Here is a 19683-nt window from a genome sequence, read left to right as displayed (position 1 = left end):
CATATGTCGTACTCTGTTCAGTTTCAAGCCGCTTCCGAAGAATGGCTCTGGTTGCGCAGAAACTGCCAACGTGTTTCAGTCGAGCCGGTAGCGTCAAAACGGTAACCATCGAGATCGAAACCTTTCAGATCATCCACCCGACGAATATCGTTTTCCAACATATAGCGCACCATCAAACCACGCGCCTTTTTGGCAAAGAACGAAATCATCTTGTACTGACCGTTTTTCCAGTCGCGGAATTCCGGCACGATCACCGGCACAGACAACCGCTTAGGCTGAATGGCCTTAAAGTATTCGTTCGATGCCAGATTGACCAGTGCCTGTGTCTCATTCGCACGGATATCCGCGTTCAGTGTATCGGTCAATTGTTCCCCCCACCATTGGTAGAGATTGCTGCCACGCTGGGTTGGCAAACGAGTCCCCATCTCCAATCGATACGGCAGAATGCGATCCAGCGGACGCAATAACCCATAGAGCCCGGACAATATGCGTAACCGGTCCTGAACTTTGTTAAAAGCGGCTTTGCTGAGTGTTGAGGCATCCAAGCCAGTATAGACATCACCCTGGAATGCCAATAAAGCCTGTTTGCTGTGCTGCTCATCGAAGGGCCATTGCCACTGACTGAAGCGCTCGACATTCAGGCTGGCCAGCTTTTCGCTCAACGACATCAGTTCACGCAAATCATTGACGCTGTAGGTTCGTAATACATCTACCAGTTCGGCCGACTCATCGGCAAAGCGAAACTCAGTGCTTTTATCGGTGATTGCCGGTGTCTCGAAATCCAGTGTTTTGGCCGGTGAGATCACCGCCATCAAGGGAGCTGTTGCCAAGTCTTCCTCCTGTCTCTAGGGTACGGCTCACACCTTCACAGCGGGCCGATAAAATGCAGATTCTGAGAACCTATGTGCCGGACTCTTTCCAGAATTACAACCATCTGGTCTATTGCGAGCAACAGCGTACCGCCGCTGCCGTCGACCCCTTTGATGCCGAACACCTGATCCAACTGGCCCGGCAACAGGATTTATCTATCAATGCCATCTGGATTACTCATGAACACGGCGACCATATTCGCCACGTCAACGAGCTGAAGGCAGCTACAGGTGCCCGCGTCTTTGCACCGGCTGGCTGTATTGGCAAGGTGGCCGCCGATGTCTGGCTTGAAGACAATGACCGGTTACGTGTTGGCGACCAGCAGGCGCTGTTCTGGTTCACACCCGGCCATACTCCCGCACATGGCGTCTTTTACGTCGATCAGGATGAACCGGCTTTGATCTGCGGCGACACTCTGTTCAACGCCGGTGTTGGCAATACCCGCTCGGGCAGCACCGATGTCTTGTACGACAGCATTGAACGGCTTCGTCGTGACACCGCCGAGCATGCGCGCATCTATCCCGGTCACGACTACCTGCCCAATAACCTGGCGTTTGCGCTGAGCATTCAGCCCGACCTGCAACCGGCGCTGAAACTCAAAGCCGAAGCCGACACTCAGACGCCCGACACTCGCACGGTGACGACCTTCGAGCAGGAACTGAGCTTTAATCTCTTCTTACGATTGGATGATCCGGAATTAACCAGAGCACTGGCCGACCGGGACTACCCGACCGACAGCGCACTGGATCGCTTCCGTGCGTTGCGTGCCCTGCGCGATCAGTGGTGATTAAGGGCACGGATAGGGGTAACGGTGGTGCACGGCTTCAATGTCAGCCAGCACCGCTGAACTGAGCACCAGTTCATGGCTGTCGATATTGCTCTTGAGCTGATCCATCGTCGTCGCCCCAATGATGTTCGAGGTCACGAATGGACGGTCGTTGATGTATGACAGTGCCATCTGAGCCGGATCCAGACCGTGATCACGGGCGACCTGTACGTACTCATCCACCGCCGCTTTGCCGTTGTCCGTGCTGTAGCGTTTAAAGCGTTCGAACAGAGTCAGCCGCGCGCCTTCAGGCTTGGCACCGCCACTGTATTTACCGCTCAAGGTCCCCATCGCCAGCGGTGAATACGCGAGCAAGCCCACGTCTTCACGATAAGCCATTTCCGCTAACCCAACCTCAAAACTGCGGTTCAGCAGGTTGTATGGATTCTGAATGGAATCAATGCGGGCCAGGCCTTCTTCACGCGATAAACGCAGGTATTCCGATACGCCCCAAGGCGTTTCGTTAGACACACCGATACGACGTACCTTGCCCTCGCGCACTAACTCATCGCAGGCACGCAGCGTTTCTTCAATGGTGACGACGTCGTCTTCGTCGATCACGCTATACCCCAGCTTACCGAAGGTATTGGTGCTGCGGTCCGGCCAGTGCAACTGGTAGAGGTCGATGTAATCGGTCTGTAAACGCTTCAGACTGCCTTCAACAGCCGCCTTAATCTGCTCACGCGACAATCGCGGCCCACCGCGAACATCCTTACGGTCACTGCGCCCAAACACCTTGGTCGCCAGAATCACCTCGTCACGCCGACCGGTTTTGGCAAACCAGGTGCCGATGTACTCCTCGGTGCGGCCGTAGGTCTCCGGACGCGGCGGCACCGGATACATCTCAGCAACATCAAAGAAATTGATGTCGCGCTCGCGCGCATAATCCATCTGCTCGTGGGCTTGTGCTTCGCTGTTTTGCTCGCCCCAGGTCATCGTACCCAGGCAAATTCGAGAAACTTCGAGGTCGGATCGACCTAAACGACGATATTCCATCAATTCAAACCCTGCTAACTTGAACACGAACCTCTATAATACGGGCAGATTCTACTTAATTCGACGGGGCACCATGTCACGCAGCAAGAAGAGCCGGTCTTTAAAAGGCAAACTCAACGTCAAAACCGGTTCCAAGAAAGACTTCATCGGTCAGGGCGAAAAGGGGCAAATCCCTTCTCATAACCGTTTGGCCAAACACAAGAAGCGGCAAAAGTCGGCTTACCAGAAGTACCTGGAAGCCAACAACCTGGCTGACAGCACCGCAGGCTCTCAGTCCAAACCCGTGCTGCCGAAATATCGCCAACTTGACACTGAAGAAGCGCGCGTTGAAGCCGATACCGAAGAGACCAATAAAGGCTTTGATGAACTGAGCGGCGATGAGCTGCTCGATCGTTTCGATAGGTCCTGATGATGCGTTTGCTTTGCTCACTGTTGTTACTTGCCCTACCCGCCTTGGCGGTGGCTGAAGACTTTGGTCAGGCCATGTGGGGCGCCAGTCCTGATGACGTGCGTCAGGCGGAAACCCGCACCAACCGAACGCCGTTCGGCGAAACTGACTACCTGATTTACGAAGCCAGCTTACCGGACATTCACGTCACTCGTCTGGTGTACCAATTCACCGCTGGCCAGTTATCTCAGGGTCGCTTTTTGTTCAAGCCCGCACCGGATGCACCGGTACAATCGTGGATTGACCAGTTCGAGCAGGTCCGTCACCTGATCAGCCGCCAATACGGCGAACCTGGCAGCGAAGAAGTCTTAACACCCAACGCTGACACTGCCCCCGTTCAAATGGACTGGGCCACCGCTCTGAGCGAAGATCGGCTGATCCTGAAAACCCGTTGGCAGACCGATCGCACCGAATTGATCCAGCAATTGGCCTGGGCAGGTAACCGGCCTTACCACCAAGTCATCTATCGTCCGCTGACACCGGTCAGCCCCGCCGACGGGCTGTTTTGACAACCGCCACCCACCGCTCGCCAATGCCACGCCTGACCAGCGTTGACCAGGTCCGTGGCATTGCACTGGTACTGATGGCGCTGTTTCATTTTGGCTACGACCTCAGTCTTTACGGCTACGTATCCTTCGATTCCACCGCCCCCTTTTGGGCCCTGTTCCGCGGCATTATTGTCGTGCTGTTTTTTGCCACGGTCGGCATCAGCTTGGTTTTGGCAAATAGGGAGGCCATGCGCTGGCGCGCTTTTTGGCGTCGAGAAATAAAGATAGTGGCTGGCGCTGCTGTGATCAGCCTGGCGACCTGGCTGGCCTATCCCTATGCCTGGGTATGGTTCGGCGTCCTGCACTTTATTGCGCTAGCCAGTGTGCTGTCGTTACCGCTGATTTTCTATCCGCGGCTGGCTCTGGCATTCGGCATCGCAATTTTGGTGCTGTTCAATATCACCGACTGGTTTAACCTCCAGCCGCTTTATGAAGTCACTGCAAAACCATTACAGCTGCCGCCATCCACTGTCGATCTGACCCGATTAATTCCTTGGCTGGGCGTGGTTTATATCGGCCTCTATTTGGGGCACCGGCGATTATTTGGACTGCACGCTCTGCCTCTGGGTCCATTCAATCGTCCGCTGGTGTGGCTGGGTCGTCACAGTCTCGGTTTTTATCTGATTCATCAATTGCCGTTGTTTGGTCTCGCCTGGCTGATCCATTGGCTGATTCAGAGCAGCGTCTGAGTCTGGCTAATGATAAGCTGCCTCATTCAGTCTGACTGCTTATGTCCATGCCTACCCAAGTAAAGACTTGGCTTATTGCCATCCTGACACTCGTCATCACAACAACGACTCAGGCAGAAACCGTTAACTCACAACGGCCATCCATTGCCTTAGTGCTCGCTGGTGGTGGCGCCCGAGGTCTGTCGCACATTGGCGTTTTGCGCACCCTGGAAGAACTCAGGGTTCCGGTCGACTGTGTCGTCGGCACCAGTATGGGCGCGCTGGTCGGCGGGCTGTATTCAGTGGGTATGAATTCCGCTGAAATCTCCGCCATTCTTGATGAACACAGCCTGGTCGAATTTTTCAATGAGCGGCCACCGCGTCAATCGATTCAACAAAGCCTGCGCGCTTACAGTTATCGATCGCTTTTTGGTTTTTCACTCGACACTCAATACGGCATACCGGCGCCCTCCACCGGCATCGCATCCGGTTATCGCTTTGAACTGTTTATGAAAGAGTTAATCGGCACCGGCTACGCCGTCGTTGATCTCGACTTTGACACCTTGCCAACGCCCTTCCGGGCCGTCGCTACCGACTTAGAAACCGGTGAGGAACGCGTATTCAGTGAAGGTAATTTGCCTCAGGCAATGCGCGCGAGCATGTCGTTACCTGCTCTGATTGCTCCGCTGACCATCGAAGGGCGGCATTATGTCGACGGCGGTCTGGTACAAAATTTTCCGGTCGCCGCCGGACGTGATCTGTGCGGCGATGTGGTGATTGGCGTCAGCCTGCGCATTAAAGATAAGTGGGATACGCAATACGATTCATCCTTTGATGTGGCCAACCGATCCGTCGAAATTCTGATGGATCAAAACGTAATGCAGTCACAGCAATTATTGTCTGACCAAGACATTCTGGTCGAACCGGATATGCAGAAATTCACCTCGGCTGATTTTGACCGCTACATCGATATCATCAACCAAGGTGAAATAGCGACTCGCCTGCACCACAGCGACTTGGTCAACCTGGCGCTGTCACCGGAAGAATATCAGCAATGGCAACAACAGCGGCAATCGCGCCGGCGAGACAACATTCACATCACGCGTATCACCACCGCAGCCGACCTGGCGTTTAATGATCAGGTCATCATGAGAGACATTACCGCTAATGGTGGTGAAAACTTTGACATCGTTCAACTGCACGACAACATTTCCAACATCTATGGCCGTGGCGATTACACCTACGTCGGTTATCAGGTTCGAACCTACGACTCTGATGACTACGGCACCGTCGAAATTTACGCCGATTCAAAACCCGAAGGTCATGGTTATTTGCGCTTTGGTCTAGATGTTGCGACGGACGATTCCCGTCAAGCCGAAATCAACGCCAGCGCCAGTTACCGTCAGCCCTGGCTCAATGATCACAACGGTGAACTGCGGCTCGATGTGCGCCTGGGTACCGACTTTTTATTACGCGGTGAATTTATTCAACCCCTGTCGCTGACCGACGGCAGTTTCATTGCCACTCACCTCAGCAGCAGCCGATATTTTAATGAAATTTATGTAGGCAATACCCGGGCGGGCAACACACGTCTGACCACCAGCGAAGTGGGGTTCGACCTTGGTGTCAGCGGCGCACGCGGCGAAATACGTCTGGGTACTTTCGCCACCGACGTGGCAGGCAAACACGACCTGGGGCTTTTGAATGAGGTCGTAGAATCTGGCATCGAACCGTTCGAACGTTTCCAGGCGGGCTATCGCTTCAACGCCATCTACGATCAACTCGATTCATTTGGTTACCCGACGCAGGGATTGCTGTTCCGTCTGGATGCTTTTGAGACCATCAAAGACTGGGGTTCAGATGATGACTACACCAAAATATCGGCCAAAATGATCAAGCCGTTTTCGCTGGGCAGCCATCATCTGAAATTTCAGTTTGAAGCTGGCAATACCTTTGGTGATAACACTGAAGACCTGTATTTCTATGATGGCTTCAAATTAGGCGGTCCTGGCCGACTGTCGGGCCTGAGTCTTAATCAGCTAACGGGTTTGGAATATCAACTGGCCACTGCCGAGTACTATTATCGGCTGTCCGATATGCCGGACTTTTTCGGGCGCGGTTTGTTTTTAGGAACCAGCGTAGAAACCGGTCGAATTGAAGATGAGCTGATGATTGAACCGGGTGAATGGGTTACCTCCGGCAGCCTGTTCGCCGGTATGGATACTGTGCTGGGGAAAATGCAGTTGACCTTGGGTCACGCCAGCCTTGATAGAACGGCCTTCTATTTCACCATCGGCCACCGCTTCTAGGGCGTTATGGCTAACACAGTGGCGTGTACATAACTGTACCGCCACTGTACATCGGGCGTTAGTTTTCCCAGATAACCGCACCACCGGTAACGTCATTCAAACGTTCGCTATACACCTCTTCCAAATAGCTGCGGCGCAGTTTCAGCGTTGGCGTCAATCGCTCGTTCTCAATACTCCAAGGCTCTTTCGCCACCAGAATGCCTTCAAGTTTCTGATGGCTTTCCAGTGTTGCATTCAGCTCTTCCAGTGTCCGTCGAAGCGACGCGCTTAGGCTGTCGCGATTTGCATTACGGCGATGTTCAGCCAGTACTACAACGGCCGCTGGCTGTGTCCGGCCCGCGCCGATCACACAGACCTGTTCGATATCCGGATTGCCGGACAAACGGCTCTCCAACGGCACCGGCGCGACGTATTTACCCTTGGTGGTTTTGAATTCTTCTTTTAACCGACCAATGATACGAAACGCGCCATTAGCGGTTTGCTCGGCTTTATCACCGGTGCGGAACCAGCCATCGGCGAACGCTTCTGCCGTAGCTTCAGGGTTGTTGTAATACTCCTCGAACACCGCATCACCGCGGATCAGCAACTCTCCGTCGTCCGCAATCTTCATTTCCACGCAGGCCAAAGGAACACCGATGGTACCCATGCGATCGGCACGGAACGGCATATTGCATGCCGACAAGCCGGTGGTTTCACTCATGCCCCAGCCTTCGCAAATATCAATGCCGAGGCCGTGATACCACTGCAACAACGTCGGTGCGATCGGCGCCGAACCTGAACCAAAAGTATGTACTGAATTAAGTCCAAGCCCCGCGCGAATCTTACGTGCCACCAGCTTACCGAGTAGCGGGATTTTGAGCAGTTTCTGCAGCTTTTCGGCGGGCATTTTTTCATGCACTCCCACCTGGAAGCGGGTCCACAAACGCGGTACCGACAGAAAGGTCGTTGGTCGGGCCACTTTGAGGTCGTCGACAAAGGTGTCCAGCGACTCAACAAAATAAATCGGGCCGCCTGTATACAACGCCGTCCCTTCAACCACGCCACGCTCGGTAATGTGCGCCAACGGCAGGTAGGAAATGCCTCTGTCCTCGGGGGTCATTCCTACCAGCTCCCGGTTCGTGGTTGAAGCCGCCGCATATTGCAGATACTTCAAAACCACGCCTTTGGGTTTGCCCGTGCTGCCCGAGGTGTAGACCAGCGTCATCACATCATTGAGTGAAATATCCGCTACCGTCTCCAACGGCGGGTGCTGGTTGATCCAGTCTTCCCAGCGGTGGTCATGATCGATGGTCTGATAAGGAAAACCAATGCGCGGGATGCGACCATCAAATACCGATTGACCAGCAGCCAGGTCGTCCAGTTTGCCGACAAATACCGCTTTGGCACCGCTGTCTTCAACAATATGGCGAATGGTATCGGCCCCAGCGGTCGCATAAATCGGCACGCTGACCATCCCGGCCATCATGATCGCCCAATCGGCGATAAACCACTCGGCACTGTTTTTGGCGAAAATAGCCACACGGTCACCGGGCTTCAGCCCCAAGGACAACAATCCCTGGGCAATGCGCCGGGCGTTGTCATCGACCTGACGCCAGGTCCATACGATGAGCTTGCGGTTAACGGGTTGATGCAGGAAAGGCTGATCGCCGCGCTCGGCGACGTGGCGGGCCAACTCGGCCAGCGGAGTCTGGTAGGTCATGGTGGCATCCATTGTTGTTTGTGTTCTTTTGGATTCCGTCAGTATTGATCAAACTGGCGACTTTCGCACGTTAACTTCTTTGTAAATTCATCATCTATGAACCCATGGCTAAAATCGATGTGGGATGACCCTGAGCCTGCCGTTTGGGTAAACTGCCACTACCTTCATAGCCGGTCAGCGACCAACCCATGCGTAAACTTGTACCGCCTTATGCCATCGCAGTGATTGCCGCTGCGATGTTTGCCCTGAGCACCTTGGTTTTGCTGGTGATGGTTCTGGCAAACAGCGGCCAAACGTCACAATTGCGTGCTGAAAATCAGCAGCTGAGCCAGCGCGCAACGCATTTAAGCAAAGCCCTGGCTCGCTTCAATGAAGATCAGGATGATGTGGTCACGGTCATTGAGGAAATGGAGGCGGAAATTGCCGAGCTGCGCAGCAATTACGCCCACCTGGGGGACACCGCAGAAAACGCTCGGCAACGCCTGGAGCGCGCAAACGAGCGGTTAAACCGCCTGACGCAACTGGAAAGCGAACATCAGGCAGCCGTGCGAGCCAACGAAGAACTGCAAGAACGGAACGCCATCCTGATTGAACGCCTGGCAACCAGCCGTGCTGACATTGAGCGATTGCAACAGGCGCTGGATAACCAGGCAGACCCCGTTATTCAACTCTATTAAGATTAAGCCCGGCTCTCATCCTCCCAGCGGACTTCACCAGCGCTGAGTTGACCCAGCCGCTCGTCATAGCAGTCCTCCAGACTGGACCGGCGCAGCTTCATTGTCGGCGTTAACTGGCCACTTTCGATGGTCCAGGGTTCAGCGGCCACCAGAATGCCCTCCAGCTTTTCATGACTTTCTAAGCTGGCATTGAGCGTTTCCAGTGTTTCTCGCAGTGAAGCTCGCATCGCCTTTCGATCAGACTCAGCACGATGCTCAGCCAAAACCACGACTGCAACCGGTTGCGTTCGACCGGCACCGATCACGCACACCTGTTCAATATCGGCATTGGCCGCTAACCGGCTTTCCAGTGGCCCTGGTGCCACGTATTTTCCTTTGGCGGTTTTGAATGCTTCTTTGAGGCGACCAACAATGCGAAAAGCACCGTCGGACCTTTTCTCCGCTTTGTCACCCGTCCGGAACCAACCGCCCTGAAAGGCGTCTGCGGTGACTTCAGGATTGTTGTAGTAAGTTTCGAAGACGGCGTCGCCACGAATCAATAACTCACCATCGTCGGCGATTTTCATGTCGACACAATCCAGCGGCACTCCAATGGTTCCCATGCGATCCGCCCGGAATGGCATATTACAGGCTGACAAACCGGTGGTTTCGGTCATCCCCCAGCCTTCGCAGATATCAATGCCCAGCCGGTGATACCACTGCAATAAACTGGGCGCCAGCAGTGCCGAGCCGGATCCAAAGGTATGCACCGAATCCAACCCAAGGCCGGCACGAATTTTTCGCGCAACCCGCTGACCAACCAATGGAATTCTCAACAGAAACTGCAGCGTCTTAGGCGGAATTTTTTCATGAATGCCGGCCTGAAAGCGCGTCCATAACCGAGGCACCGATAAAAAGGTTGTTGGCTGGGCCACCTTTAAATCGTCGACAAAGGTATCCAACGATTCAACAAAATAGACCGGCCCACCGGTATACAGCGCCGTGCCCTGCACCACCGCTCGCTCAGTAACATGCGCCAACGGCAAATAAGACACCGTGCGATCATATTCCGTAATTTGGCCAATAACGCGATTGGTGGCCGATGCCGCGGCATACTGCCGATATTTCAACACCACACCTTTGGGCTTGCCGGTGCTGCCTGAGGTATACACCAGGGTCATGACGTCGTTCAGACCCAGGTCAGCGACCTCCTTTAGCGGCGCATGCTGAGCGAGCCAATCGTCCCAACGGTGATCGTGAGTGAGGGTTGGGTAAGGAAATCCGATGCGCGCCAGGCCGCCATCAAAGGCGGCCTCTCCGGCGGCAACCTCATCTAACTTGCCAACAAAAACGGCTTTGCTGCCACTGTCTTCGATGATGTGTCGGATCGTGTCTTCATTGGCGGTGGCATAGATCGGCACACTGATCATTCCGGCCATCATGATGGCCCAGTCTGCGATAAACCATTCGGCGCTGTTCTTGGCAAAAATAGCGACCCGGTCGCCGGGTTCAAGGCCCAGGGAAATGAGCCCTTGAGCAATACGGCGCGCGTTATCGTCAACCTCAGCCCAGGTCCAGATCTTCAGTTGACGGTTAATCGGTTGGTGCAAAAAGGGTTGATCACCCCGTTCAGCGACGTGTCTGGCCAGCTCAGCCAGTGGCATTGGATAAGTCATATAAACATCCTTGGGATTGATGGCATTAGCCGGACATTCCTGGTCCGGTGAGTTTGGAAAACAATGAAAAACGTTAGTGATCTTTAAAGGTGGATTCAAAATAATGAATAACCGCCGATTTAGCGGCCGTAAAATCGGTCGAAAAATCCTGGTAATAGAGCCCGTATTGAGCACACTGCGAGCGCAGGTAACGGCTGAACTCAACACCCTCTGACACCAGGTCGAACAACTGAGCGTCCGTGAGTTCAGCTGTCCAGTCATTGGGCATGCCGGAACAGGATTTAATGTCAGCCATTTTCTGTTCGATCACTGTGTTTTCATAACCGACGAAACAAGCCGGGATCCTCACCTCAAGCTGCTCGGATAACTGCGCGACCTGCCACGGTAGGATTTCACCCTCGATCAAATAATGCACGCCGGTTTCAACCATATTGCGAGCCAGTGCACTGATAAACGGCCAGAGTTGCTCACTGACGACAATGGACGATTCGTCCGTATTTAACTCATAGGATGGCACTGCTTTGGACAGCGCCATTTTAATAGGATCGATGGATAAATACGGCAGCGCTAAGCGCGACAACAGTTCCCGAGAGATCAGACTTTTACCCGTCCGGGAAGCGCCGCCCAGCATCATAATGGTGCTCATTTGGGAAGGATCACTATTTTGCCGATATGTTCAGAACGCCCGAAACGTTGCAGCGCCAGTGGCAGGTCACTCAGAGCAAACCGCTTGTCGATCCTCGGTTCTATCTCCTTTGCCAGAACCAACGTTTCAACCTCATCCAAACCCTGGTTTGGTTTGAGTGCAAGCAAATGAAACCGCCGCCTCGTCAGACGCCCGATCACCGGCCCAATAAGAGCTAGGGCCACTAATCGTCCCGGGGCACCTCCAACGCTGACATAACGACCGCCAGGCTTAAGTGCCTTCAACAATCGCCAAGGAGTGCGCGTTGTTTGTGCATCAATAATGACATCATAGCGCTGCCCGGTGCCCGTAAAATCAACCCTTTCATAATCGAGTGCGTCTGCACGTCCGAGCCAGTGCAATGCCTCCAGCTTAAACGCCTTATCAACGCCGGTGACCGTGCAACCAAAATGGTGCTGCGCAATCTGAGCACCGAGTACGCCCATACCGCCGCCAACCCCGTTGATCAATACCGACTCACCCTGTTCCAACCGAGCCACGTCAACCAACGATTGCCAGGCGAGTCCCGCCGCATGCGGCAGGGCCGCAGCCAACTCAACATCCAATTGATCAGGAACCCGGCGTAAGGACGCCACGGGCAGACAAGCGTATTCGGCATAGCCTCCAAAACCGGCCTCCGATACATCGCCATACACCACATCACCGTGGTTAAACTCAGTCACGCTGGCGCCAACCGATTCAATCACACCGACAATTTCTGCCCCAAGAATCTTCCAACGGGGTCTCAATAAACCAAAGAGCAAGCGATAAAGACGGGGTTTACCACGCACCAACATCCAGTCCCAATCATTCACTGTGCTGGCGAGGATGCGGACGACACAATCGGCATCGGTTTTCAGTTCGGGTTTGGCAACATCGCTGAGCACCAGGTCGTCACCGCTGCCGTAGCCTTCGCAAATCATAGCTTTCATAGGGTTCCTTCCCAGTTATCACGAGTTAGCTCAAGCATGCCTGTGCCGCCGCACAACCACATTGCCCATTCGTCACTTCGGCGCGATCAGGTGCTCAATTCAGTAATTCTGTGAACCCTTGCTGTAGATGGTGCAAAAGATCAGAAACCGGATCAGCCGTTTGCTGAGGCCCGGTTATAAAAGCGTTCAGATCATAGCCTGTTATCTCAAACGCTTGGAAATAAAACGCCAAGGCTTCACGATCACCCGGATGAGTCAAATCGAACCCACTGGGCAGCATCAGTGGTACGTTATTGTCCGTTACCTGACGAAGCCCTATTTCAAAATCTTTCATATAGGCTTCTATACGTTGTTGAAGGGTTGTGCTGTCCTGTCGGCAATTACCCCATGTTAACCAAGGCAGTGAATCCACGGTAAAATGGGCCAACGGCTCCCGCTTATAATGGGCGTAATTAAATGACCCCATATTTTCACAGCTCTCAACGCGCTGCTGGTTTTCATCAAAAACCAGCTCGCCACCACTGTCATGAATAAACACCGTATTTCCGACCTCTCCATTCATACGGTGTGTCCAGACTTCTGTGGTGTTATAGAGAACGGTGTAAATAAAAGCCGCTTTGAGTTTGAAGTCAGGATCGTCCAGGTCGGCAGAAGAATAGGTCGCTAAATCGTAGTGCCGACTCATTGAGCTCGACATACGTTCCAGACTGGGCTGTGTCGCACAAGCACACAACATCAGTGTTAACGTCGAAACCAGCCATGTTTTCATACGTTATTGCTCCCTTATGTTGAGGTCCACTGCCCGAATTCCCTCTTCAACTCTTTGTCGCGGGAAACTCGCGAACGGAAAAGCCTACTGCATTTTGCCGAGGGTTGAAGAGGCCGTTAAAGAAACTGGCTGAAAAGTGTTGTGACAGGAACAACAGGACGGTGTATAAGCGTGCGCAGACTATTATAAAGCCGATCCTCGCGGACCGGCTTTATAGGTTGGTGGTGCTCAGGGGGACCGACTCATGCATCCCGCCGAGTATGACCTTTTGCGCAAAACCGAGTCAGTTTAGTCCTCAGGCAGTCACTTCGAACACCTTGTTGAAATCGAACCGGTTGTCGGTGTCGATGTACAGTTTGAGTTTTCGAGAGATGTCCGAGGCCGAAAAGATTCCCCGAATTCGGTTGTGTTCACTGTCGATCACCAAGCAGTGTTGCTGATGCACATTCTTAAGTACCTGGATGACATTGCCGATCGTCGCTCTTTTTACTTCCGTGATATCCAGGGCGGTCAACTGTTTCTTCGGGGTCATCAGATCGGTTACACCGATCTCGTCTCGACGATACCCTTCAGACACGCGCTGGACGATCTTCCGTTCAATAACATCGTCCGCACTAAACACACCGACAAAATGATTCAACTGGTTGACGACCAACAGCAATCGTACGTGAGTGGTCATCATCACCTTTCTGGCATCCAGAGCGGATGTTGCCACTTCGATAATCCGGGGTTGAACAGCCTCGAAGTCGGTAAAGAAGTCGACGGCCGGGGAATTCTGTGAGAGCGATTCGTGTTGTTCTGGCCAGGCCAGTTCATTGATGTCGCTCAGGGGGTACAACGTCATGTTTTTCATAGCACGGTCTCCTACCCGTTGCGGCCATACACAGCCGGATATACGGGTACCAAAGGGGTTTTATGCCAATCTTGAAAGTGAAAGATTCTTGATTAACTAGGAGAAACAGGCAGGCGGCGCTCGGATGAGCGTTGAGTCATAGGGGTTAAGAGAAGGAACATCAGGTGCGGAAGAGCGCCGGAGAACCACCTTAAGCGACGGCAATTGCCGGCTCGGGTAAGCAGTGAACACCGCACCGTCATCGCTTTCAACTGACTGACCAAATCCATCAGTGGCGTCGAGAACTTCAGCCACCTTGCCGATAAGAGAGGCACTGTCAGTACGCTCGTCGTCGGCGAAGGCCGAACCAGCGTAGAGCAGGAAAAGCGGTAGCAAAAACAGCGATAACAAGATGCGATGCATAAAACGATCACCTCTGCTACCAAGTATTGCTGAGCATCCTGATATTCGCAAATTAAAGTAATAGGCTGGCGTCTTTTAACGGCCTCGGGGTGCTCTTCCTCTATCTTGCAGCCACAAAAAGAGCCGACCCTCTCGGATCGGCTTTTCAAATTTGGTGGAGCTAAGCGGGATCGAAGTCGGACGCGACCCCGGCGTGACCTCCTGCATGCCATGCAGGCGCTCTGTCGCTGACGCACCACTAATCACATCCAACCACAAAAAAAGCCGACCCTCTCGGATCGGCTTTTCGAATTTGGTGGAGCTAAGCGGGATCGAACCGCTGACCTCCTGCATGCCATGCAGGCGCTCTCCCAGCTGAGCTATAGCCCCAAATTTTGAAGCTCTTGAGCCTTCGGCTTCCAGCTGCACTGCTTCGCAGCATAAAAGCTATAGCCTCAAGTCTTACCATGCTTTCGGGTGCTGAGCCCCGAAAACGAAGCGCATATTACGGTCGGTGACTGAGAGTGTCAAGCCGTTTTTTATAGAAATTTCAACGACTTGGCACTCTAGCCTGCAGGATCAGCCTTTCAGCGCCCGTTCAGCCATTTCGAACACATCGCGTGACAGGTCGGGGGTGGTCAGAATGCTCTTCAGAGCGTTTTGCATCAGCGTGCGGCGCTGGGGCTCGTAACGCTTCCAGTCGGCAAACAAGGTCACCAGTCGCGCCGCGATCTGCGGGTTCAGCGCATTTAACTTGGAAATCATATCGGCCACCAACTGATAGCCCGCGCCCTCTGCGTTGTGGAAGCACTCCGTGTTACCGGCAAAGCCTCCGATCACAGAACGCACCTTGTTCGGGTTTTTCACATCAAAGGCTTCGTGTTGCATCAGTGCCTCGATGTCGGCGGTGGAAACGCCCGGCGCAGCGGCCTGCAGTGACAGCCATTGCTCAACCATTTGGTTATCACCTTTCCAGCGCTCGAAAAAGCTGCTCAGCATTTCATCTTGCAGGGCTTGGTCATCACCGGCCAATACGGCCCGAAGCGCATTGCTGCGATCGGTCTGGTTACTGGCCTGACGGTATAGGTCGGCGGAGAAGTCAAAAGCCGCCTGGTCGCCCGCTTTCAGCCAGTACCACAGAGCAACACCCTGTAAGTCACGGCGACCGGCCTCGTCGGCGTTAAACTGATAATCAGCCGTCGACGCCAGGCTCTCGGTCAGCGAGCGCCACAAGTCGCGATTGCCGCTGGCAATGCGATCAACCACCTTGCGGCGTGCCGCAATCAGCGCTTCGATATGAATTTCGTCGACGGCGTCTTTCAAAATCGCGTAGCTCGGCAAACTGAGCATACGGGCTCGGATGGCCTGTGACAGCTGAGCATCACCGGCTACCTGAGACACAGTGTCGAGCAAAATGCCCGGAACGGTGAGCTCACGACCCGCTCGGTGGTCTTCGGCCAAGCGCAAGATGGTGCGCAAATACAGCTGCTGCAATGCGTCCCAGCGGTTAAAACCGTTGGCGTCATTGCGCGCCAGGAACGCCAGCTGATCGTCGGCGTAGTCGAAGCTCAGTCGCACCGGCGCTGAGAAGTCGCGCAACAGGCTTGGCACTGGTTTTTCACTCAGGCCGGTGAAGGTGACCGTGGTTTCAGCGTCTGTCAGTGTCAGTACTTGGGTGTCGGCGTTGTAGTCGGCATCCGTTTTAATCGGCAGGTCCTGACCGTCGGCACCCAGCAGACCCAGCTTCACAGGAACAACAAAGGGTTCTTTCTCATCCTGACCCGGTGTCGGCGGGCAGCTTTGCGAGAAGGTCAGACGATACTCGCCACTGCCGGCATCAAAGCTGTCTTTTACCGCCAGACGGGGCGTTCCGGACTGGCTGTACCAGCGTTTGAACTGAGTCAGGTCGCGACCACTGACTTCTTCCATGCAGGCAACAAAATCATCGGTGGTCACGGCCTGACCATCGAAGCGCTCAAAATACAGATCGCTGCCTTTGCGAAACGCGTCTTCACCGATCAGTGTCTGAATCATGCGCACCACTTCGGCGCCTTTTTCATAGACTGTGGCGGTATAGAAGTTGTTGATTTCGATGTACGACGAGGGCCGCACCGGATGTGACATCGGGCCATTGTCTTCCGGGAACTGGCGAGCGCGCAGCTCGGTCGCATCCTCGATGCGCTTGACCGCCCGGTCGTGCATATCGGCGGTGAATTCACTGTCACGGAAAACGGTAAAGCCTTCTTTGAGCGACAACTGGAACCAGTCACGGCAGGTAACGCGGTTGCCCGACCAGTTGTGGAAATATTCATGGGCGATGATGGCTTCGATACGCTCGAAGCTCATGTCTTTTGACGTATCGGCCGTGGCCAGAACCGCCGCGCTGTTGAAAATGTTCAGGCCTTTGTTTTCCATGGCGCCCATGTTGAAGAAGTCGGACGCGACGATCATAAAGAGGTCCAGATCATATTCGCGGCCAAAGCGTTCTTCATCCCAGCGCATGGCTTTTTTCAGCGATTCCAGCGCAAAGTCGACTTTGTGCGCATTCTGCGGCTCCACAAAAATCCGCAGGCTGACCTCACGGCCACTGGCGGTGGTGAAGCTGTCGTCCTGGCGCGCCAGCTGACCGGCGACCATGGCGAACAAATAGCTGGGTTTGGGGTGCGGATCGTCCCAGACGGCAAAGTGACGACCGCCGTCCAGCTCACCCTCGCCCACCGGGTTACCGTTCGCCAGTAACACCGGGAAGCGTTCTTTGTCGGCTTCAATGCGCGTGGTGAAGGTGGCCATCACGTCCGGCCGATCCGGGTAGAAGGTGATTTTGCGGAAGCCTTCGGCTTCACATTGGGTACAGAACATGGAACCGGACTGATACAGACCTTCCAGCGAGGTGTTGTGCTGCGGGTAGATGCGCGTCAAGGCACTGAAAACGGCCTCATCGGCGGCGCATGACAGCGTCAGGTTTTCGCCGTCCAGACGGTAGTCGCCATCACTGAGCGTTTTACCATCCAGCGTCAGCTCTATGATTTCCTGCTCAACGCCGTTCAGCACCAGTTCGCGGCCACGGGTGTTGGCGTTTTTGCTCAGTTGAAGCTGCGAGCTGACTTCGGTGTAGTCATCAAAAATTCGCACCGTCAGGTCGGTGTGCTTCACCCAAAAGTCCGGTTCCCGGTAGTCTTTCAGGTAAATGGTTTTCGGATCCTGGGTGCGCATATAGGTCTCGCTCTGTAGAAATGCATCGATAATAAATAGACAGGTCGCCAAGATGAGGTCAATTCAGCTCAGCACAACCTCATAACCGGTGTGACGACGAATATTGATGACGCCCGTGTCGAGAATCCAATACTGACCTTTAATGCCCACCAAGGTGCCTTCTACGACCGACTGCTTATCGAGATTGAAACTGCTGACTTTCTCGGGGTACTGCTGCACCGGATACGCCAGTGACTGAATATCGCCGTGACCGATCAATTGCACCGCCTGCAACCCAAATTCACTCTGTACCGCGTCCAACTCATTGCGGCATTCGGCAAACAACTGATCGCGAATCGCGGATAAATCCAGCGGCTCGGCGGTGCCTTTGAGCATGGTCCGCCAGTTGGTTTTATCATCGACGTGCTGCTTGAAAATCACTTCCAGCAGGCCTGCTAGTCGACGCGTACTGACCCGGGCAATCACCATGCCCTGAGTGGCCCCCTGATCCATCCAGCGGGTGGGAATCTGGTTGCCTCGGGTAATACCGACTTTGATGCCACTGGCATTAGCCAGATACACATAATGCGCTTGCATGCAGTGTTCTTCGCCCCACTCCGGCTCACGACAGGTGCCTTCGTGGAAGTGGCATTTTTCCGGGCTCATGATGCAGCTGTCACACTGCGCCAATGACATAAAATGCTCGTAGCAAAAGCCCTGACCAAAGCTCTTGTTGGTCACTTTGCCGCAATGGATGCAGTTGATGGTACCGGTAAACTCCAGGCGAATGGGCTGGCCCAGACGCTCATTCATATCGACCTCTGCGTCACCCAAACGCAACCGATATTGCACTGGGCTTCCGGCCCGAGTGACCATCTTCTCCAGATTGCCACGGCCCAATTCTTCGCCCGGCGGTGGAGCAAACAAGTCCTGATTCATTGCAGGGTGTCTCCATCGCCCATCATACGAATGGGTTGCACGTCGTTATCGGCCAGCGGATTTGCCTGAGTGCCATCCGGACGTTCGATATAGCCAATGCGCTCATTCACTGGAATGCCATTGCGCGCTTCATAAGTCATCAAGGCTTCCAGACATAACGCCTTCTGTTCGCGGCTTAACACATCGCCATTGGGCCACTTGCCCAACTCCACCGCTTCTCTGAGCCGTTGGTAAACTTCCGGCGTCAAATTAGCCGCCACCTCTTGAAAGTTCATAGCGAACACTCCGAATGCTTAAACAGTGAGCCTAACGACCATCGAGCGGGTTTCCCCAGCCAAGTTTGGTCCGGCAGATTTCGTAATAGTTGTGACCCGAGGGGTGCAACAAGTGCAATTTATGTGGGTAACGATGCAGGTGCAGTTCGTCACCGGCCTCAATCGCCAGATGATGCTGTGCATCGCAGCTGACCTGGGGTGATTCGCCCGTGGCACGCCCCACGTGAATGCGTAACTGAGCGTCTGCACCGACCACAATCGGTCGGTTACTCAGGCTGTGCGGAAACATGGGCACCAAGATCATGGCGTCGAGGCTGGGATGAACCAGTGGCCCTCCGGCTGACATGGCATAGGCGGTCGAGCCGGTCGGTGTCGATACAATCAAGCCGTCCGAGCGCTGGCTGTAGACAAATTGATCATCGATATAGAGTTCAAATTCGATCATGCGGATCGACTGGCCCGAATGCAGCACCACATCGTTCAGTGCACAGCCCGAATCCTGAGCCTGATCATCACGCACGACCTGTGCTTGCAACAGAAAGCGATCTTCAGCGACATAATCGCCGCCGAGCACGGCCAATACTCCGGCTTCCATTTCAAATGGCATGATATCGGTCAGAAAACCGAGCCGGCCACGGTTGATGCCCAGCAGCGGAACATCGAACTTGGCCAGATCGCGCGCAGCGCCCAGCAGAGTGCCATCGCCACCGACCACAATGATCAGGTCAGCCCAGGCACCCAATTCATCACGACTCTTAATGGTGGTATTCAAACCACCAACGGCTTCGGCGAGCGGTTGATCAACCGCGTAATCTTTGCCTTCGCGGCTAAGCAACTGGGTCAGGCGCTGCACGGTATGCGCAACGTTGTCACTGCCCAGGCGGCCTACTATGCCGATGGCGTCGAAAGAAGACGGCGAGGTCGGTTTGGTCATCTAGGCGGCTTCGGTTATCGTCAAAAA

The 19683-nt window shown here is 54.2% G+C and carries 19 protein-coding genes and 1 tRNA gene; 6 read left to right on the top strand and 14 right to left on the bottom strand.

What is annotated here, in order from left to right; translation table 11 throughout:
- Positions 1-23: 23 nt before the first annotated feature.
- On the bottom strand, positions 24-830 hold the full coding sequence (gene yaaA, locus BGP77_RS13150; RefSeq protein WP_370446845.1) for a peroxide stress protein YaaA: 807 nt from the start codon (positions 828-830) through the stop codon (positions 24-26).
- Positions 831-883: 53 nt separating this feature from the next.
- On the opposite strand from yaaA, the gene BGP77_RS13145 reads away from it, so the two are divergent.
- Positions 884-1657: an MBL fold metallo-hydrolase gene (locus tag BGP77_RS13145; protein WP_108165181.1), complete on the top strand. Its 774-nt coding sequence runs from the start codon at positions 884-886 to the stop codon at positions 1655-1657.
- Here the strand turns inward: BGP77_RS13145 and BGP77_RS13140 are convergent, their stop codons facing one another.
- Positions 1658-2692, bottom strand: a complete 1035-nt coding sequence (locus tag BGP77_RS13140; RefSeq protein WP_108165180.1) for an NADP(H)-dependent aldo-keto reductase — start codon at positions 2690-2692, stop codon at positions 1658-1660.
- Positions 2693-2765: 73 nt separating this feature from the next.
- Here BGP77_RS13140 and BGP77_RS13135 point away from each other — a divergent pair, with 73 nt between their 5' ends.
- Genes BGP77_RS13135 through BGP77_RS13120 form a run of 4 tightly spaced genes read left to right on the top strand, consistent with a single transcriptional unit; the run spans position 2766 to position 6665 of the window.
- Complete coding sequence (locus BGP77_RS13135; RefSeq protein ID WP_108165179.1) at positions 2766-3101, top strand: hypothetical protein; 336 nt, start codon at positions 2766-2768, stop codon at positions 3099-3101.
- The gene (locus BGP77_RS13130; RefSeq protein WP_108165178.1) at positions 3101-3649 is read left to right on the top strand and encodes a hypothetical protein; all 549 of its coding nucleotides are present in this window, start codon (positions 3101-3103) and stop codon (positions 3647-3649) included. The genes BGP77_RS13135 and BGP77_RS13130 overlap by 1 nt, the downstream gene beginning before the upstream one ends.
- Positions 3646-4377: a heparan-alpha-glucosaminide N-acetyltransferase gene (locus BGP77_RS13125; protein ID WP_146171257.1), complete on the top strand. Its 732-nt coding sequence runs from the start codon at positions 3646-3648 to the stop codon at positions 4375-4377. Before BGP77_RS13130 ends, BGP77_RS13125 begins: the two co-directional genes overlap by 4 nt.
- Before the next feature lie 47 nt (positions 4378-4424).
- On the top strand, positions 4425-6665 hold the full coding sequence (locus tag BGP77_RS13120) for a patatin-like phospholipase family protein (protein ID WP_158269374.1): 2241 nt from the start codon (positions 4425-4427) through the stop codon (positions 6663-6665).
- 58 nt (positions 6666-6723) lie between these two features.
- Here BGP77_RS13120 and BGP77_RS13115 read toward each other — a convergent pair whose 3' ends face one another.
- The gene (locus BGP77_RS13115; protein ID WP_108165976.1) at positions 6724-8364 is read right to left on the bottom strand and encodes an AMP-binding protein; all 1641 of its coding nucleotides are present in this window, start codon (positions 8362-8364) and stop codon (positions 6724-6726) included.
- Between the two features lie 188 nt (positions 8365-8552).
- Here BGP77_RS13115 and BGP77_RS13110 point away from each other — a divergent pair, with 188 nt between their 5' ends.
- Positions 8553-9041, top strand: a complete 489-nt coding sequence (locus BGP77_RS13110; protein WP_108165175.1) for a hypothetical protein — start codon at positions 8553-8555, stop codon at positions 9039-9041.
- Positions 9042-9043: 2 nt separating this feature from the next.
- Here the strand turns inward: BGP77_RS13110 and BGP77_RS13105 are convergent, their stop codons facing one another.
- The 11 genes from BGP77_RS13105 to BGP77_RS13055 form a co-directional block, all read right to left on the bottom strand.
- Complete coding sequence (locus BGP77_RS13105) at positions 9044-10696, bottom strand: AMP-binding protein (RefSeq protein ID WP_108165174.1); 1653 nt, start codon at positions 10694-10696, stop codon at positions 9044-9046.
- Positions 10697-10769: 73 nt separating this feature from the next.
- Positions 10770-11342: a hypothetical protein gene (locus BGP77_RS13100; protein ID WP_146171256.1), complete on the bottom strand. Its 573-nt coding sequence runs from the start codon at positions 11340-11342 to the stop codon at positions 10770-10772.
- Complete coding sequence (locus BGP77_RS13095; protein ID WP_108165172.1) at positions 11339-12313, bottom strand: NAD(P)-dependent alcohol dehydrogenase; 975 nt, start codon at positions 12311-12313, stop codon at positions 11339-11341. Before BGP77_RS13095 ends, BGP77_RS13100 begins: the two co-directional genes overlap by 4 nt.
- A 94-nt stretch (positions 12314-12407) precedes the next feature.
- Positions 12408-13082, bottom strand: a complete 675-nt coding sequence (locus BGP77_RS13090; protein WP_146171255.1) for a hypothetical protein — start codon at positions 13080-13082, stop codon at positions 12408-12410.
- A 295-nt stretch (positions 13083-13377) separates the two neighbouring features.
- Positions 13378-13935, bottom strand: coding sequence for a CBS domain-containing protein (locus BGP77_RS13085; RefSeq protein ID WP_108165170.1), 558 nt, complete (start codon positions 13933-13935; stop codon positions 13378-13380).
- Between the two features lie 96 nt (positions 13936-14031).
- On the bottom strand, positions 14032-14337 hold the full coding sequence (locus BGP77_RS13080; RefSeq protein ID WP_108165169.1) for a hypothetical protein: 306 nt from the start codon (positions 14335-14337) through the stop codon (positions 14032-14034).
- A 293-nt stretch (positions 14338-14630) separates the two neighbouring features.
- A tRNA-Ala gene (locus tag BGP77_RS13075) sits at positions 14631-14706 on the bottom strand.
- 189 nt (positions 14707-14895) lie between these two features.
- Positions 14896-17529, bottom strand: coding sequence for an aminopeptidase N (gene pepN / locus BGP77_RS13070; protein WP_108165168.1), 2634 nt, complete (start codon positions 17527-17529; stop codon positions 14896-14898).
- Between the two features lie 63 nt (positions 17530-17592).
- Positions 17593-18447: a DUF2797 domain-containing protein gene (locus BGP77_RS13065; protein WP_108165167.1), complete on the bottom strand. Its 855-nt coding sequence runs from the start codon at positions 18445-18447 to the stop codon at positions 17593-17595.
- The gene (locus BGP77_RS13060; RefSeq protein WP_108165166.1) at positions 18444-18722 is read right to left on the bottom strand and encodes a YeaC family protein; all 279 of its coding nucleotides are present in this window, start codon (positions 18720-18722) and stop codon (positions 18444-18446) included. Before BGP77_RS13060 ends, BGP77_RS13065 begins: the two co-directional genes overlap by 4 nt.
- A 31-nt stretch (positions 18723-18753) precedes the next feature.
- On the bottom strand, positions 18754-19656 hold the full coding sequence (locus BGP77_RS13055; protein WP_108165165.1) for an NAD(+) kinase: 903 nt from the start codon (positions 19654-19656) through the stop codon (positions 18754-18756).
- Between the last annotated feature and the right edge of the window lie 27 nt (positions 19657-19683).

Origin of the sequence: Saccharospirillum sp. MSK14-1, assembly GCF_003054965.1 — a bacterium.
In the GTDB taxonomy this organism is placed as follows: Bacteria; Pseudomonadota; Gammaproteobacteria; order Pseudomonadales; family Natronospirillaceae; genus Saccharospirillum.
Note: the sequence above shows the minus strand (reverse complement) of the source record. Positions and strands in the feature narration are given on the sequence as shown.